Consider the following 15,414-nt stretch of genomic DNA (forward strand, 5'->3'; position numbering starts at 1 on the left):
GATGAACAGTAACAATCTATCGTGATTTAGTCACAATTTTGTCTACTGTTAAAAGTGTATTGAACGTGTAAAATAATCAAATAATGGAAGATGTTAAGAACAAAAATGATCTACAAATTTTATCAGCAACGAGTATTCCCTCATATTCTGAATCAAGTCATGCAGTTACCAAGTATGATGGACAGCAGACGCCGTCTTCTGCTTCCGATTCAAGGTGAGGTATTAGAAATTGGTTTTGGTACAGGAATTAACCTGCCATTTTATCAAGCTGTGGACAGTCTCTATGCGCTTGAACCGAGTCTAGATGTATACAAATTAGCTGAACAACGTATTCAAGATGCACCGTTCCATGTGGAACATGTTCATGCTAAAGCGGAAAATTTACCTTTTGAAGATCAATCTATTCAACATGTCGTCAGCACATGGACATTGTGTAGTGTGAGTCATGTTCAACAAGTTCTACATGAAATTAAACGTGTATTACGCATCGGTGGCACTTTGCATTTGGTTGAACATGTCGCTTACGATGCACAACAGCAAAAGAGTTTAAAGCGTCTTCAAGATCTTTTAACGCCAGTACAGAAAGTGATTGCTGATGGTTGTCATTTGAACAGAAATATCGAGCAAGCACTGCTTGATGCTGGCTTTGAGATTTCTGAACTCGATTATTTCGAAGCAGAAGAAGTGCCCAAAGTAGGTCGTCGCATGATGCTTGCTCGCGCGACTAAAACCAACTGACCACTTCACATAGTGGATTATTGATCCAAGCTAGTCTTGAAAGTCGATACGTATCGTCTCAAAACGCACACGCCCTTCGGCAATTGCATTCGCAATTGCCGTCTGACCTTTGGTGAGCCGTGCTCCACCACTTTTAATATCAATCAATACAACTTCAATATCTTCTGCCGCGCCATCACCATCACGGAAATCTGTATATCCATCAAATACCACATAGTCGACAGGATCACCTAAGAATTTAGCATCACTGGGTAAATATTGAAATTCTGGCATAATCGGTGCTAATTGTTCAGCCATTTTACCTTTCAGTACCGCACGACTGGTATTTACACTGCGTTTTTGAGCAGCAGCTAATGCGTGTTGATGCTCAAGTTCAAGCTCTGCAATATATTGTTCATATTCTGCTTTGATACGGCCATTGCGGGTCGAGCTCAACATCATTGTGGTGATTACCACGCCAATACAGGCGCCTATTAACATTGCCATCCAAATGGACATTGACGTTCTCTATGACTTGTTATGCGGACAATTTAAACAAGAACTAAACTTTTGTCATGTATGCGCGTTTTGGCTGATTTTAATGCTAAGCTAAGATCAGACCTTATTTGAAGCATGTATAATTTTAAACTCATGAAAACGATACTGATTGCCAACCAAAAAGGTGGCTGTGGAAAAACAATTTCTGCGATTACACTGGCGACAGCACTCGCACAGAAAGGTTATAAAGTTGCATTGGCGGATGCGGACAATCAAAAATCTGCATTACAATGGTTAAAGCAGCGCCCAGAATCAGCAACACACATTCAAAGTTTAGATTGGCGCCATGAAAAATCGATTGGTGATGCACCGAAGAATCTTGATTATCTGATTATTGATGCTCCAGGTGCATTAACAGGTGAACACGCTGAACAATTAATTGCAGAATGTCATGCAGTGGTCACACCTCTGCAACCTTCTTTTTTTGATATCGACAGCACGCGTCGTTTCTTAAAACACATTCATGACATTAAACGTATTCGAAAAGGTAAAGTTCAAGTTCATTTGGTGGCAAATCGTGTCAAACCAAATAGTCAGAGTGCTCAAGAGATCCAACAGTTCTTTGCCAAGATTGAACAACAACCTGTTGCTTGGATTTCTGAACGAACAGCTTATGGTCAATTGGCGATGCAGGGTCTCAATATTTTTGATAAAAATCAAAAAACTTATTTATCAATACAACAACAATGGCAACCCTTGTTAGATGTTTTAATTGATGATCCAAGTGATTGGTTCTAAATAAAGAATACAGATTGTCATCGCACTTTTTTTTCATTTTCATATATGATGTTAAATGCATACTCGAAATGAATCAGATGTGCGGCAGATACGTTTGAAAATCAAGAATATAGATCAGAGACTTTAGTGCAAGATTTTAATCCAACTTTACAGCGTGTACTTTTATTTGGCTTGTTTTTTATTCTGCTTTATTTGGGATATGACATTGTCAAATACTTTATCGTACCTGTGTTATGGGCTTGTATTATCGCCTATATGACTTGGCCTTTATACAAACGTATTCTCGCTTGGTGTGGTAATCGACCTACATTGGGTGCGTCTGTTATGACGTTCTTATTGGCACTCGTTGTCGGTTTACCGTTCACCTTTGCTATCTTCTTACTTCAACATGAAGGCCGAAACTTATTCTTTGATTTACAGCGCCAACTGGCTTCTGGTCATATCACCGTTCCTGACGTGATACGTGAGTTACCCATTGTAGGTAAAGAAGTTTCTCGAATTGTACGTGACATCAATGCCGACCCAAATGCACTTTTTAGTAATATTAGTGTATGGATTCAAGGACATCTAAATTACGGTAAATTCGTGATTAGCGAAATTACCAAAAATTTAGTCAAACTTGGTTTTGCCATGCTCTCTCTCTTTTTCTTTTACCGTGATGGACAAACGATTGTTCAACAGGTCAGTAAAGCGATGGAGAAAGTCATTGGTCCACGTATCCAACATTATATCGACACGATCTCTGAAACAACGCGTGCAGTGGTATATGGTGTTGGTTTGACTGCCGTTGCACAGTCGATATTGGCAGGAATCAGCTATTACGTTGCTGGTGTTCCAAATCCAATGCTTTTAACCATTATGACCTTTATCATGGCGCTAATTCCTTTTGGTCCTCCAGTGGCATATGGTGCTGTTTCACTGTGGTTATTTTCACAAGGTCAGACCGTTGAGGCGATTGGCGTAATGGCTTGGGGCGTTTGTGTGGTGAGTACAGCCGACAATGTCATTCGTCCTTTGGTCATTTCAGGTGCTACTCAAATTCCGTTCTTATTGATCATGTTTGGTGTATTGGGTGGTTTAGCGAGCTTTGGTTTAGTTGGACTCTTTATTGGTCCTGTAATTCTCGCCATTCTTTTAGCCATTTGGCGTGAATGGTTACATGAAACACTGGAACCAGAACCCGTGCCTAAAGCTACGATGGCCTACGATCAAGACAATGAAACACCACTCTCATAAGTGGTGTTTTATTTTTACTGATAAGAAATCTATACAATCAAATACTTAAATCATTCTTGTTGCTAAATGCCAAATTTGTTTCAATGCGTTATCACTTACATGGAACAAGGATAGAACAGCATGCAAATGCAATCGAAAGTTTCAGCATTCAAAGTTTCTATGCTCAGTGCATTGCTGAGTTTAGGCTTTGTGGGATGTGCAGCAACGCAAAATACATCTGCATCCAAAGAATCCAACTCTAAAATCCAAACCATTCCTGTAAATGCGGTGAGTGCTCAAGGAGTTCATGATCAAATTGGAACGATTAGCTTCCAAGATAGTGACAAAGGTCTTGTGATCACAACGGACTTAACTAAATTATCACCTGGATATCACGGGTTCCATATCCATGAAAAAGGCTCATGTGAACCTGCTGAAAAAGATGGAAAAATGGGTGCTGCGCTTGCCGCTGGTGGACATTACAATCCAAATCAAGCGCCTGGGCATGGTACGCCAAACGATGGTCATCTAGGTGACTTACCAGTGTTAAATGTTGACGCGTCAGGTAATGCAAAAACACAAGTGATTGCACCACGTCTCACACTTGCAGACATTCAAGGTCTATCCATCATGGTACATGCAGGTGGTGACAATTATTCAGACCAACCTAAACCACTAGGTGGTGGGGGTGATCGTGTAGCATGTGGTGTTATACGCTAAGCTACACTCAAGACTCATCAAAGGATTAAGCTCTAGCTTAGTCCTTTTATTATTTCACTGATGATCTATAAAATGTTGTGAGTATCACTTCATATTCATCTTTATAGACATGATTGACATATTAGCTTATTTTTAAATCTACTATCATAAAAAACGATTATTATAAATTATATTTCCCTTAAACAATGCGATCTAGTCCACATAGATTCTAACTTTGCTATAACAACGATTAGGTAAAATAGGATGTCTTCTTTTGTGGGGTTTGAGAATGAATATTAAGTCCTTACGTATTATTGGTTTACTTGAAGGGATTTCATTCCTACTACTGCTCTTTTTTGCCATGCCAATGAAATATATGTTAGATCAGCCTATTTATGTGAAATATATTGGCATGGGACATGGCGTTCTATTTGTGCTGTTTTTAGTCGTATTATTTGTGGTATGCGAGAAGCAAAAGTGGTCTATCAATGTATTTATTCTTGGGCTGATAGCTTCCGTTCTACCCTTTGCCCCTTTTATTTTTGATCGTAAACTCAAATATCTCGAACAAATACAATGATTAAAAAATCCTCCACAAGGAGGATTTTTTTATGCTGAAGTGGCTCTTTCTTGCATGATCTGATGAACAATTTTTCTTGGAGCACTAAACCACAGTGCAATAAGGATAAAACAAGCCAATGCATATGCCATCGTGCCGTAAGATTCATACATAATGCGTACAATTTCGATCACAACAAAGAATGCAATCATCATAATCATACCTACTGCGGCAGCAACAGTTCCTTTAGATACCTCAGATGCATCTAAACTGAAACGATAAAGCACAGAAAAACTGCAGCCCTCACCAAAACTGATTAAGGTCATACCGATAATTAAGCACCATAACAAATAATCCTGCCAAATCACACCTGCCAAAACAATAAGCGTTCCAACCAACATCAACGGCAATGCAACTAGCACGGTCTTTCCTACCGCATAGCGATCAATGACGCGAATCAGGACAATATTTCCAATAATTAAACCACCCAATACAGGCACCTGTGCATAGCCATATTGCATATTGGTCAGACCGAGCTGTTCGACCAAAATTACAGGTGACATAGCGATCCACAAAATCAGTGGAATTGAGACCATGGGTACTGACAAAGCCAAGCCCATAAATTTTTTATTTTTAAAAATGGCTTTGAAGTCATCCCATACATAGCTTAATGGTTGCTTAGGAATACTCAAATGCTGCTCAGGCATTTTTGCTTTAAGACCAAACCAACTTAAGGCTGCTAAAAAGGCAATCCCAATGAACCCCCAATGCCAAGACACATGGTCTATCATAAATGCGCCTAGCACAGGACCAAGTAATGGTGCGATCAATGAAATATTCGCCATTAAAGCCATGACTTTAATCGCATCTCTTTCCTCAAAAATTTCTTGGATGGCAGCATAACCCACAGCTGAAATAATGGTCAGCCCAATCCCTTGTAAAAAACGAAATGCAAGAAATTGCTCTATAGACTGGGTGAATAAAATGAGCAAACAACAGACCACAAAAAAGAAAACACCTCCAAGGAGTACTTTTTTACGACCTAAGCGATCTGATAACGGACCTAAAAACCACGCCAAACATGCTCCACCCAATAAAAAGAAAGACATGGATGATGGCGCCCACTCACTGCCTACACCAAACTCACGTGTAATCGTAAGCATCGCAGGTTGTACAAGATCATTACAGATATAGACTGAAAATTCGAAGAGCACCAATGCCAAAGGAAACATAATTGTTGCCCGACTTAAGGTTGCTTTACTCACCTTTTGCATGTTTTTTTTCACATGTTTGAATATTTTTTGGAAGCGTAGTTTACGTGAAATGCATCACAATGCCATGACAAAGTTTTGCGTTTTTGTAACCCTGAACTACGAAACAAAGTCTGAAAATTAAACGAAAATTTAGCCTTTATCTTAAATCAATTTCTCACCCAAACATTGACATCATTTGGCATCAATTGCATGGCTTTTCAAAAAAGTACCATGCTTCATTTCCTCAATCGCTTCAACAATCTCATCTTGCGTATTCATGACATAAAAACCACGCCCGACTAAAGGTTCATTTAGTGGCTGTCCCATGAGATATAAAATTTTGCTATCAGACAATGTGGTGAATTCAACGTTTTCACCATGACTTGAAAATACTGCCATTCCCTGATCAGTCAGTAATTCATCATCTGTACCAAATTCAACTTTACCACGGCGCATATACATCAGTGTGGTATCCAAATGTCCTGCTGGTAATATGAGTGTGTGACCTGCTTTTAAATCCAAATCCAAAACCAGCAAAGGACTATGGACTAATGCTGGTCCTTTCACTTGCATAAAGGCTCCAGCAATGACACGCGCAGTACCCGCATCATGAGCTAACTCTACAACCGGGATATTAGATTTGAGTAAGCTTTGATAACGCGGATTCGATTTTTTTGCAGTTGCTGGCAAATTCACCCACAGCTGAATCATTTCAAATCGTCCACCTTCTCGGGAAAATGACTCACTAAATTTTTCTTTATGAATAATGCCTGATGCAGCAGTCATCCACTGTACATCACCTTTCTGAATAACACCTCCACCACCTTGCGAATCCCAATGCTCTAACTCACCTTCATACACGAACGTGACTGTCTCAAAACCACGATGTGGATGTTCTTCAATACCTTTACGCAGTTGAGAAGGTTTCAACGTACCGGGACCAATATGATCGAGAAGCAAAAATGGGGATACTGTATTTCCCAGTTCATAGTGTGAAAAAACAGATACAACCGGATTAAAGTCTCCAACTGAAAAATGACTGTCGTTACGATGGATAAAAGCGAGTGTTTTCATTTTTTATCTTATTTATTGAATAACTTTAGTTTAATGGGGTTTTAGATTTTCCTCTACGTTAATTTTATGATGCTTTCAGTTGTGTTTTATCAATTGAAATATTTTTGTCATCAAAATTTGATGCAATTTGAAACATATAAAATGTTAGAAATCATCTAATCTCAACATTCACCACTGATCAATATGAAACTTTTAATTACTTAATGTTCATGTGGATTAATTCCACAAAGCAAAGGATCTGCAGACTCGATAAAACACTTGTTTTGTCGATGTAATCTCTCAGTACACCTTGAGCTTTTAGAACTATGTCAAAATGCTACATACCAATTAAAAATCGCTGGCGACATCATCATGAAGCTTCGATTCTATCGCTCGTCGGTGGTTGGCTAAATACCGTTGGATTTATTTCATTATTTGGCATTTATACCAATCATGTTACTGGCTATATCGTGACTGCAGGCAAAGAAACGATCTTAGGAGGATTAGGACTGTGGGCTCTTTTTATTGGCATTTTCGTAGTTACGATTGGTATTACTGCGTGGTGTGAACAACGTTGGAAAGACAAGTATCCAAACATCTTACTGGGGTTCTTTATTGCAGAGACAATACTGTTAACGCTCTTCATGCTGGCGGGACTTAATTTCAGCCCCTTTTATACTTTGGCTGAATTTGGCGCAATACTTACCGCAACATTGGGCATTGCTGCAATGGGAATTCGAAATGCCATTATCCGAACATTACTATCTACAATGGCTACCTCAACCTTAATGACGGGCAATCTTGCTCAACTGACCATTGATTGTACTATTGCTTATGGGGCGCCTCATGTATCAGAAGAACGCAAACAAGTTGCCAAACAAAATATTCTAAAAATCTTACCGACTATTTTATCCTTCAGTTCAGGTGCAATATTAGGTGCGATTACTTATATGTTGTTTGGCTTCTTATGTATGATTTTTCCCATTTTAGCGATGGGCTATATTTGCTATCGTGAGTGGCGCTTCTCGTCTACTCATCCTTATTCGACTCAATAATGCATGCAATAAAAAAAGCATAACTCACTATGCCTTTTTAAACCGAATTTCTGGTCTGATGTCATGGACAAAGCGCAGTTTGGAAAGATTTTGTATTTTTTCCTCGCACACATTTGTATTCCGTTTTCTTATTAACTTGCTGCCATTTACCATCGTTCAATTTAAAACTATAGATAAAGCGCTCGGCAGCAATTGAGTCATCCATCAAGCCTGTTTGTGTCACTTTGACTTCGGCTACGGTCGGTGCTTCGGCACGATTGAAATACTGACGTAATTCAACAGTCGCAAGCTGATTGCGTAATTCAGGATGTAGCTTCAAGACTTGCTCTAAAGGAGTGTCATTCCCATGTACTTTAGAAATAACATTTTTCGTAGTAGCACACCCCGTGAGCATCATACTAACTAGACCAACTGTGGTCATTATTTTCATCATCATTGTTTTACTCAGTTCGCCATTGATCTTTTACATATGATGTTCTGAACTGTTGTGACAAAAAAGAACAGATATGTATGTTATTTTTTCTAAAGCTCATTAAAAATGATTAATAGAACGAGAAATACGAATAAAAAATGCAGCATATTGATGCTATATTTTTGGATTTAATCAGTTCAAATGACGCTCGTAACAATTTTATGGAAAATTTCGAAAGTAAATTTTTAAGGGCATAATTTATTATGAAAATTTGTAGTATCTGGTCCACGACCACATTTCCAAGTTTCATCTTTTGATATTTCTTTCCACTCACTATTAATATATTCAAATTGGTAAGTTTCACGTTGTGCAGAAACAGAGTCATCCGCTAGTCCACCATAGGTGACAGTTACTTTTGCATGAGATTTTCCAGATTCAGGTGTATCGAATTCCTGTTGTAAATCTACTGTTCTCATATCTTCAAAGCTTTGAATTTTCCGATACACTTGATCTAAAGGAGAGTTTTGAACAGAATTGGCATTTTGTTTCGACGTTTCTACTTGACCAGCTTCAGAATTATGATTTTTAGTATTGATCTCATTCAACTGTTTTTGACCTATACATGCATTAAGTGAAAGTGCAATTGCACTTAGAAAAATTATTCTTTTTAACATTAAAATTTCTCATGAAATAAAAAAACAGCATGACAAGCATGCTGTTTTTTAGACCTTATTTATAGATAGATTTTGTTTCACAAATCAAATAATTTACCTGGATTCATAATCCCATTTGGATCAAATACTTGTTTGAGTGCTTTCATATATTCAATTTCTTCAGCTGAACGTGTGTAGTCAAGATATGGCTTCTTCGTCATACCCACACCATGTTCCGCAGAAATTGAACCATCATACTTTTTCACAGTATCAAATACATACTTGTTGACCACCTGACATTTCGCAAAGAATTCATCTTTGGTTAAATTTTCAGGCTTTAAGATATTTAAGTGCAAGTTACCATCGCCAATATGACCAAACCAGCAAATTTCAAAGTCAGGATAATTGTCAGCAACAATTGCATCAATTTCTTTAATGAATGCAGGTACGTGTGTGATGAGCACTGAAATATCATTTTTGTATGGGATAAATGGTGCGATTGACTCAGAAATATCTTCACGCAGACGCCATAAGCTTTCTACTTGGTCTAAGCTTTGACTAAGCACGCCATCAAGTACCCAACCTTGTTCCATACAATGCTCAAAGATTTCCATTGCCTTGTCCATAATTGGCTCAAATGGCGCTTCAAACTCAAGCAATACATAGAATGGGCATTCAGTTTCAAATGGACGTTGCACGTGACCATTTGCCAATACTTTTTGCATCGCAAGTTCACCGAAGAACTCGAACGCAGTTAAATCAATTTTCGCTTGGAACGCGTGAAGAACTGGCATCACTGCATCAAAGTCAGGTACACCGAGCACCATTACTTGCAGATCTTGTGGTTGACGCTCAAGTTTAATTTCCGCTTCAGTCACTAAACCTAACGTACCTTCACCACCAATAAATAAGTGTTGCAACGCATAACCTGTCGCATTCTTGATCATGCCTTTGTTTAAACGCAGCACATCCCCTTTACCAGTGACTACAGTCAGACCGAGTACCCAGTTACGTGTCATACCGTATTTAATGACTTTAATACCACCAGCATTAGTACCGATGTTACCGCCAATTTGTGATGAACCAGCTGAAGCGAAATCAACTGGATAATACATACCTTGCTCTTCAGCATAGTTCTGAAGTTGCTCAGTCACCACACCTGCTTGTACACGTACCATACGGTCTGCTGGGAAGAATTCCAAAATTTGGTTCATCTTGTCCATGCTGACCACGATTTCACCGTTGGCAGCGACAGCCCCTGCAGAAAGACCAGTACGACCACCTGACGGTGTCACAGCAACATTAAATTGGTTTGCTAGTTTCACAATTGCCTGAACTTGTTCAGTCGTCGAAGGAAAAACGATGACTGATGGGTTTGGATCAAAATGTTTAGTGTGATCGCGTCCCCAATTTTGTAGGCTGTCCGCATCAGTTTTGATACGGTTTTCACCAACAATTGACGTTAATTGAGTCAATAACTCTGGGGTTAAAGCAACTGGAGCATTCATCGTTTGCAGACCTAGCAAGAAAGATACAAGTTGTAGATTGCTTAAAAAACAAACCTTTAATCAAGATTTTAAAAGCGTATTTGTTAAGCGAATGTGAAGAAAATATCACCACGACTGGATGAGTCAATTTCACGATTGTGCATTATAAAGCATTTTCCCATGAAACCCCGATAAAATCAGACATTTTGCGAATGTTACTTAGATATGATGCAGTTAATTCAACCGCTGTTTGTCTGATAAGGACTATATCTTGCAAAAATATCCATAGCTCAAGTCATAAAGGAAATGTATATAGCACGCTCACGTATGCTATCATACTGCCACTAAATTTGGCCTTTGTAGCGGAGCCGTAATGAGCCAACATCTCTCTTTGCCTAAAGATAAAATTCGTTTCCTATTGTTAGAAGGCGTTCACCAAAACGCAATCGACACTTTGAATGCTGCTGGATACACCAACATCGACTATCGTAAAACTGCGCTTGAAGGTGAAGCGCTGAAAGAAGCGATTAAAGATGCTCACTTCATCGGTATTCGTTCGCGCACACAATTAACTGAAGAAGTTTTTGAAGCTGCGAATAAATTGATCGCGGTCGGTTGTTTCTGTATTGGTACAAACCAAGTGAACTTGAATGCTGCGATGAGCCGTGGTATTCCAGTGTTCAACGCACCATACTCAAATACTCGTTCTGTTGCTGAACTTGTATTAGCTGAAGCTATTCTTCTCCTTCGTCGTGTACCTGAAAAATCTACAGATACACATGCAGGTGGTTGGAACAAATCTGCAGTAGGTTCATTTGAAACACGCGGTAAAACTTTAGGTATTGTGGGTTACGGTTCAATTGGTTCACAACTTTCTGTACTTGCTGAAAGCATGGGTATGAAAGTGATTTACTTTGATACAGTAACAAAATTACCTTTAGGTAATGCTCGCCAAGTTGGCTCAATGGGCGAACTTCTTGCCAATGCTGATGTTGTATCACTACACGTGCCAGATGTCCCTTCTACACGTAATTTCATGACCAAAGAGCAATTTGCTCAGATGAAACAAGGTTCAATCTTCATCAATGCTGCACGTGGTACATGTGTAGTAATTGAAGATTTAGCTGATGCTCTGAAATCAGGTCATTTGGCTGGTGCTGCTGTTGACGTATTCCCGAAAGAGCCTAAAGCGAACGGTGAAGAGTTTATCTCTCCACTACGTAATATCCCGAACGTGATTTTAACACCGCACGTGGGTGGTTCTACGATGGAAGCTCAAGCAAACATCGGTCTAGAAGTTGCAGAGAAATTCGTTGCTTACTCTGATAAAGGTATGACATTGTCAGCAGTTAACTTCCCTGAAATTGCGCTTCCGTTGACTGAAGGTAAACACCGTTTACTTCACATTCACAAAAATATTCCAGGCGTGTTGTCTAAAATCAACAACCTGTTTGCTGAACACGGCATTAACATCTCTGGTCAGTCTCTTATGACCAAAGGTGATGTGGGTTATTTAGTCATGGACGTTGATGCTACCGCTTCTGCTGAAGCACTTGATACACTTCATAACGTAGAAGGTACAATCCGCGCTCGCGTATTGTTCTAATCTCTAATACGTTTGGAAAACCACAGCTTTTTTGAGCTGTGGTTTTTTTATGGTGTCTCATCTGAGTTGACGTTGGCTCCGCCAACTTAGATGAAAGATATCCCTTTCTAATCTAACCATCATACATTTAAAACCATGTCTTTGTTAAAAATAAACCCGCAGTTACAAGCACTCGGTTTGTTATTGATCGCCATGATCAGTCTACAAAGTAGTGGTTCATTAGCAAAAGTTTTATTTGAACAATTCCCTATCGTTACGGTGTCAGCCCTACGTCTGACATTTAGTGCTGTGATTTTGGCAATTATTTTTCAAGTTTGGAAAATTCAATTCAAACAAATTAAATGGACAGCCATTGTCAGTTATGGTGTCGCTTTAGCTGGCATGAACATGTTGTTCTATCTTGCTATTGATCGTCTTCCGCTCGGTTTAGCAGTTTCATTTGAATTTATTGGTCCACTCAGTGTGGCTTTATATTATGCGCGTCAAAAGTTTGATTTTATTTGGGTTGGTTTGGCCATAATTGGACTGATCCTTTTATTTCCCTTTGACCAAGCCAAACAACCTTTGGATTTACTTGGTGTATTTTTTGCGTTGGCAGCTGGCGCATGTTGGGCACTTTATATTATTGCTGGTCAGCGGCCTTCGGGAGTTTCAGGTAATCACACCGTATGTTTAGGCATGTTTGTTGGAAGTATCATTCTTATGCCGATTGCCCTCAGTATCGGTTTGCCAGCAAGCGTATTTGAAATTAATCATCTAATGTTATTCATCACTTTAGCGATACTCGCCAGTGCCTTACCCTTTACTTTAGAAATGATTGCACTACGAAATCTAACAGCATTAAGTTTCGGTACCTTGATGAGTGTTGAACCAGCTGTTGCCGCATTATCTGGGTTTGTATTTTTGGGTGAGCAATTGTTATGGAATCAATGGCTAGCATTGTTTACCATCATTTGTGCCTCAATTGGCTGCACCTATACCACTCAACACGCCAAACAAAAATGATCTCATACTTAATTTAAACTACATTTTCCATGATGGATTGAAGCACTGTGGTCATCATAATAATGTTAAAATTTGAGCAGTCTCACTCTTTTTAATTCGGCTTCGTTTTCCCAATGCCAAATGCTCAACTCACTGCCGTGCTGTTCATGGTCTTATCCATGATCGCCTATCAAATTAGTGCATCCTTCGCAAAGCAGCTTTTTGAAGTTTTAGATCCATTTACTGTGGTCACTTTACGTCTATGCTTTGCATCAATTATGGTTGTATTGATGTTCCGTTCATGGAAAATTCTTCGTCGCCTTCCTTATTTAAAATGGAAAGATCTTCTCTTTTATAGTGGTTCAGTCGCTTTAATGAATGTCTTGTTTTATGCATCATTAGGAAAACTACCACAAGGGATTGCAGTAGGACTTGAGTTCCTAGGCCCACTCACGTTGGCTTTACTGTCAATCCAACATCGAAGTGATTACATTTGGGTCATCCTGGCAATTTTCGGTGTAGCACTGATGGTGCCTTGGCAAGATGCCAATGCGACTAACTTTTCATATCTTGGGGCTGCTATGGCCATTGGTGCGGGCGTTTGTTGGGCATTCTATATTTATTTTGGACAGAAAGTCGTTCGGCAGAATATCGGCATGCATGCTCTCAGCATTGCAATCGTCCTCTCAGCGTTGACATTATTACCGATCAGTATGGTTCATAATCCATACGCATTAGTTCAATTTGAATATTGGCCACAAGCCATCGTCATTGCGCTTTTGGCTACAGCCATTCCCTATGCATTGGATTTATTGGCATTAAAGAATTTAAGTAAAATGTCTTATGGAACGCTATCAAGTTTGTCACCAGCATTAGGCGCATTGACAGGTTGGTTACTGTTGAATGAACACATTACCTTATTACAAGCCGTTGCTTTGGGTTGTATTATGATTGCATCAATTGGTGTTACTTATCGCGCTGCTAGAATGAAATCACATGGCATAGAAACATAAAAAAGATGGCACATGCCATCTTTTTTTATCATGGGATTAAACCAAACTGTCTTTATCTAATTTCTTATATTTCTTATATTCAGTTTGATATTTTTTAGCCAAACTCTCTTTTTGTTTATCCTCTAGAATTTTTCCTGCTTGCTGAAAAAAGCCATGCTCTTCTTCTTCAAGATGATGATGCACGGTTTCTGACAATTTTTTCGCGATGGCTAACCATCCTGGATTACTGAATTCAGTTTCGGTGAGTTGCTCAAGTAGTTCGTCCATTTCATGATGTTCAGCTAATGCATGACGCGTAATATTCAAACCTGAATCGGTCATCATCAGTGGAATATAGAAGTATCGGTCTTCTGCCACTGCATGAGCAAACAATTCATTTTTTAGTTGCTCAAATAATGTTCGGCGTTCTGGCGTGTCCCCTGAAGTTTGAACCAGCTTCTCAGCAAGTTCACGTTGAACATCATGACTTTCACGTAAAGCTTCAAAAATATTCATCTTGTTATCCTGTCTTATAAATATGATTTGAAAAAAGAAAAACTTGAATGATCTTCAAAACACTCAACTTACTATAAGAGCTTAGTCGATAACTTCGTGATAGGTTTAATAAGCGATTTGTATAGAAAAGTTTAATGTTGAGAATGGTTTACATTAAGATCATCTGATAACTTAATCGAACAATTAAAATAGATACCAGAATTAAAAACAGAATACGAATAAAACCGCTACCGTATTTAAGCGCCAACTTCACCCCGACAATCGAGCCGATCATATTAGCGACAGCCATCATGGCACCTACTGCAAATAAAATGTGGCCTGCAGGAATAAAGAATGTAAGAGCGGCTAAATTGGTCATCACATTACCAATCTTGGCCAAAGCTGCTGCATGCAAAAAATCGACTTGTAAATATCGAATAAAATAAAAAATAAAAAAACTTCCCGTTCCCGGACCGAATAATCCGTCATAAAACCCAATCGCCAAACTTCCTATTCCAGCCAAGATCAGAATTTTAGTGTTTACCGTTTGTGCAATATGAACCTGTCCAAACTCCTTCTTTGACAATGTGTAAATTGCCATCACAATCAGCATCACCAAGACAAAGGGCTGCAAGATTGATTTCGGAATCATGGAAACACTGGCAGCTCCCGCAAAAGAACTGATGGCAGCACATATCGCCACCACCAGTAATAACTTCCATTCAAACTTAACTTTTTTAGCGAAAGTCCACGCAGATGTTGCTGTTCCAACAACCGCAGCTAGCTTATTGGTGCCAAATAATGTTGCTGGCGCCATATGAGGAAAAGCACTCATCAATGCTGGAATCTGAATGAGACCACCACCACCGACTGCTGCATCAATTGCGCCTGCGCAAAATGCAAAAAAAATCAGGCTGAGGATGATGTCTAATTCCATA

At 39.1% G+C, this 15,414-nt stretch carries 17 protein-coding genes; 9 read left to right on the top strand and 8 right to left on the bottom strand.

All coding sequences use genetic code 11. The features are described 5' to 3' along the window. The first annotated feature begins 105 nt into the window (after window positions 1-105). Window positions 106-738, top strand: a complete 633-nt coding sequence (locus tag AC1M9E_RS12555) for a class I SAM-dependent methyltransferase (RefSeq protein WP_035264378.1) — start codon at window positions 106-108, stop codon at window positions 736-738. A gap of 30 nt (window positions 739-768) precedes the next feature. Here the strand turns inward: AC1M9E_RS12555 and AC1M9E_RS12560 are convergent, their stop codons facing one another. Further along, a complete protein-coding gene (locus AC1M9E_RS12560; protein WP_035264256.1) occupies window positions 769-1,236 on the bottom strand; it encodes a Holliday junction resolvase-like protein in 468 nt (155 codons plus the stop codon). A gap of 132 nt (window positions 1,237-1,368) precedes the next feature. On the opposite strand from AC1M9E_RS12560, the gene AC1M9E_RS12565 reads away from it, so the two are divergent. The 4 genes from AC1M9E_RS12565 to AC1M9E_RS12580 all read left to right on the top strand — a co-directional run bounded on the left by AC1M9E_RS12565 (window position 1,369) and on the right by AC1M9E_RS12580 (window position 4,507). Further along, window positions 1,369-2,013: a ParA family protein gene (locus tag AC1M9E_RS12565; protein WP_488224842.1), complete on the top strand. Its 645-nt coding sequence runs from the start codon at window positions 1,369-1,371 to the stop codon at window positions 2,011-2,013. Between the two features lie 126 nt (window positions 2,014-2,139). Next, window positions 2,140-3,249 carry an AI-2E family transporter gene (locus tag AC1M9E_RS12570; RefSeq protein ID WP_035264258.1) on the top strand — a complete coding sequence of 370 codons (1,110 nt, stop codon included), beginning with the start codon at window positions 2,140-2,142 and terminating at the stop codon, window positions 3,247-3,249. A gap of 120 nt (window positions 3,250-3,369) precedes the next feature. Then, window positions 3,370-3,948: a superoxide dismutase [Cu-Zn] SodC gene (gene sodC / locus AC1M9E_RS12575; protein WP_481590082.1), complete on the top strand. Its 579-nt coding sequence runs from the start codon at window positions 3,370-3,372 to the stop codon at window positions 3,946-3,948. Between the two features lie 268 nt (window positions 3,949-4,216). After that, window positions 4,217-4,507: a DUF3817 domain-containing protein gene (locus tag AC1M9E_RS12580; RefSeq protein ID WP_488224843.1), complete on the top strand. Its 291-nt coding sequence runs from the start codon at window positions 4,217-4,219 to the stop codon at window positions 4,505-4,507. 29 nt (window positions 4,508-4,536) lie between these two features. On the opposite strand, the gene craA is transcribed toward AC1M9E_RS12580, so the two are convergent. Both craA and AC1M9E_RS12590 read right to left on the bottom strand, forming a co-directional pair. Then, window positions 4,537-5,760 carry a chloramphenicol efflux MFS transporter CraA gene (gene craA, locus AC1M9E_RS12585; protein ID WP_481607283.1) on the bottom strand — a complete coding sequence of 408 codons (1,224 nt, stop codon included), beginning with the start codon at window positions 5,758-5,760 and terminating at the stop codon, window positions 4,537-4,539. 171 nt (window positions 5,761-5,931) lie between these two features. After that, on the bottom strand, window positions 5,932-6,813 hold the full coding sequence (locus tag AC1M9E_RS12590; protein WP_481607282.1) for a pirin family protein: 882 nt from the start codon (window positions 6,811-6,813) through the stop codon (window positions 5,932-5,934). Window positions 6,814-7,118: 305 nt separating this feature from the next. Here AC1M9E_RS12590 and AC1M9E_RS12595 point away from each other — a divergent pair, with 305 nt between their 5' ends. Beyond that, on the top strand, window positions 7,119-7,847 hold the full coding sequence (locus AC1M9E_RS12595) for a YoaK family protein (RefSeq protein ID WP_180028907.1): 729 nt from the start codon (window positions 7,119-7,121) through the stop codon (window positions 7,845-7,847). A 61-nt stretch (window positions 7,848-7,908) separates the two neighbouring features. Here AC1M9E_RS12595 and AC1M9E_RS12600 read toward each other — a convergent pair whose 3' ends face one another. The 3 genes from AC1M9E_RS12600 to AC1M9E_RS12610 form a co-directional block, all read right to left on the bottom strand. Beyond that, the gene (locus tag AC1M9E_RS12600) at window positions 7,909-8,268 is read right to left on the bottom strand and encodes a hypothetical protein (protein ID WP_481597528.1); all 360 of its coding nucleotides are present in this window, start codon (window positions 8,266-8,268) and stop codon (window positions 7,909-7,911) included. 236 nt (window positions 8,269-8,504) lie between these two features. Next, entirely contained in the window at window positions 8,505-8,933 is a 429-nt protein-coding gene (locus tag AC1M9E_RS12605) for a hypothetical protein (RefSeq protein WP_035264268.1), read from the bottom strand. A 77-nt stretch (window positions 8,934-9,010) separates the two neighbouring features. Continuing rightward, entirely contained in the window at window positions 9,011-10,420 is a 1,410-nt protein-coding gene (locus AC1M9E_RS12610; RefSeq protein ID WP_488224844.1) for an FAD-binding oxidoreductase, read from the bottom strand. A gap of 352 nt (window positions 10,421-10,772) precedes the next feature. On the opposite strand from AC1M9E_RS12610, the gene serA reads away from it, so the two are divergent. The 3 genes from serA to AC1M9E_RS12625 all read left to right on the top strand — a co-directional run bounded on the left by serA (window position 10,773) and on the right by AC1M9E_RS12625 (window position 14,002). Next, window positions 10,773-12,005, top strand: a complete 1,233-nt coding sequence (gene serA / locus AC1M9E_RS12615) for a phosphoglycerate dehydrogenase (protein ID WP_035264273.1) — start codon at window positions 10,773-10,775, stop codon at window positions 12,003-12,005. Between the two features lie 135 nt (window positions 12,006-12,140). Beyond that, entirely contained in the window at window positions 12,141-13,010 is an 870-nt protein-coding gene (locus AC1M9E_RS12620; protein ID WP_481607279.1) for an EamA family transporter, read from the top strand. Between the two features lie 113 nt (window positions 13,011-13,123). Then, on the top strand, window positions 13,124-14,002 hold the full coding sequence (locus AC1M9E_RS12625) for an EamA family transporter (RefSeq protein ID WP_481607278.1): 879 nt from the start codon (window positions 13,124-13,126) through the stop codon (window positions 14,000-14,002). Between the two features lie 36 nt (window positions 14,003-14,038). Here the strand turns inward: AC1M9E_RS12625 and AC1M9E_RS12630 are convergent, their stop codons facing one another. Both AC1M9E_RS12630 and AC1M9E_RS12635 read right to left on the bottom strand, forming a co-directional pair. Next, complete coding sequence (locus AC1M9E_RS12630) at window positions 14,039-14,497, bottom strand: hemerythrin domain-containing protein (protein ID WP_035264279.1); 459 nt, start codon at window positions 14,495-14,497, stop codon at window positions 14,039-14,041. A 148-nt stretch (window positions 14,498-14,645) separates the two neighbouring features. Further along, window positions 14,646-15,413, bottom strand: a complete 768-nt coding sequence (locus tag AC1M9E_RS12635) for a sulfite exporter TauE/SafE family protein (RefSeq protein WP_481607277.1) — start codon at window positions 15,411-15,413, stop codon at window positions 14,646-14,648. Window position 15,414: the final 1 nt, after the last annotated feature.

It is taken from the genome of Acinetobacter sp. 24-47-47 (assembly GCF_057737035.1).

What these genes read in the sequence shown, in the direction of transcription:
- AC1M9E_RS12635 (WP_481607277.1), bottom strand. Translation starts at nt 15,413, where the DNA reads ATGGAATTAGACATCATCCTCAGCCTGATTTTTTTTGCATTTTGCGCA.
- craA (WP_481607283.1), bottom strand. Translation starts at nt 5,760, where the DNA reads ATGCAAAAGGTGAGTAAAGCAACCTTAAGTCGGGCAACAATTATGTTT.
- AC1M9E_RS12565 (WP_488224842.1), top strand. Translation starts at nt 1,369, where the DNA reads ATGAAAACGATACTGATTGCCAACCAAAAAGGTGGCTGTGGAAAAACA.
- AC1M9E_RS12560 (WP_035264256.1), bottom strand. Translation starts at nt 1,236, where the DNA reads ATGTCCATTTGGATGGCAATGTTAATAGGCGCCTGTATTGGCGTGGTA.
- AC1M9E_RS12630 (WP_035264279.1), bottom strand. Translation starts at nt 14,497, where the DNA reads ATGAATATTTTTGAAGCTTTACGTGAAAGTCATGATGTTCAACGTGAA.
- AC1M9E_RS12605 (WP_035264268.1), bottom strand. Translation starts at nt 8,933, where the DNA reads ATGTTAAAAAGAATAATTTTTCTAAGTGCAATTGCACTTTCACTTAAT.
- AC1M9E_RS12595 (WP_180028907.1), top strand. Translation starts at nt 7,119, where the DNA reads ATGTCAAAATGCTACATACCAATTAAAAATCGCTGGCGACATCATCAT.
- AC1M9E_RS12580 (WP_488224843.1), top strand. Translation starts at nt 4,217, where the DNA reads ATGAATATTAAGTCCTTACGTATTATTGGTTTACTTGAAGGGATTTCA.
- AC1M9E_RS12625 (WP_481607278.1), top strand. Translation starts at nt 13,124, where the DNA reads ATGCCAAATGCTCAACTCACTGCCGTGCTGTTCATGGTCTTATCCATG.
- sodC (WP_481590082.1), top strand. Translation starts at nt 3,370, where the DNA reads ATGCAAATGCAATCGAAAGTTTCAGCATTCAAAGTTTCTATGCTCAGT.
- AC1M9E_RS12620 (WP_481607279.1), top strand. Translation starts at nt 12,141, where the DNA reads ATGTCTTTGTTAAAAATAAACCCGCAGTTACAAGCACTCGGTTTGTTA.
- AC1M9E_RS12590 (WP_481607282.1), bottom strand. Translation starts at nt 6,813, where the DNA reads ATGAAAACACTCGCTTTTATCCATCGTAACGACAGTCATTTTTCAGTT.
- AC1M9E_RS12610 (WP_488224844.1), bottom strand. Translation starts at nt 10,420, where the DNA reads ATGAATGCTCCAGTTGCTTTAACCCCAGAGTTATTGACTCAATTAACG.
- AC1M9E_RS12555 (WP_035264378.1), top strand. Translation starts at nt 106, where the DNA reads ATGATCTACAAATTTTATCAGCAACGAGTATTCCCTCATATTCTGAAT.
- AC1M9E_RS12600 (WP_481597528.1), bottom strand. Translation starts at nt 8,268, where the DNA reads ATGACCACAGTTGGTCTAGTTAGTATGATGCTCACGGGGTGTGCTACT.
- serA (WP_035264273.1), top strand. Translation starts at nt 10,773, where the DNA reads ATGAGCCAACATCTCTCTTTGCCTAAAGATAAAATTCGTTTCCTATTG.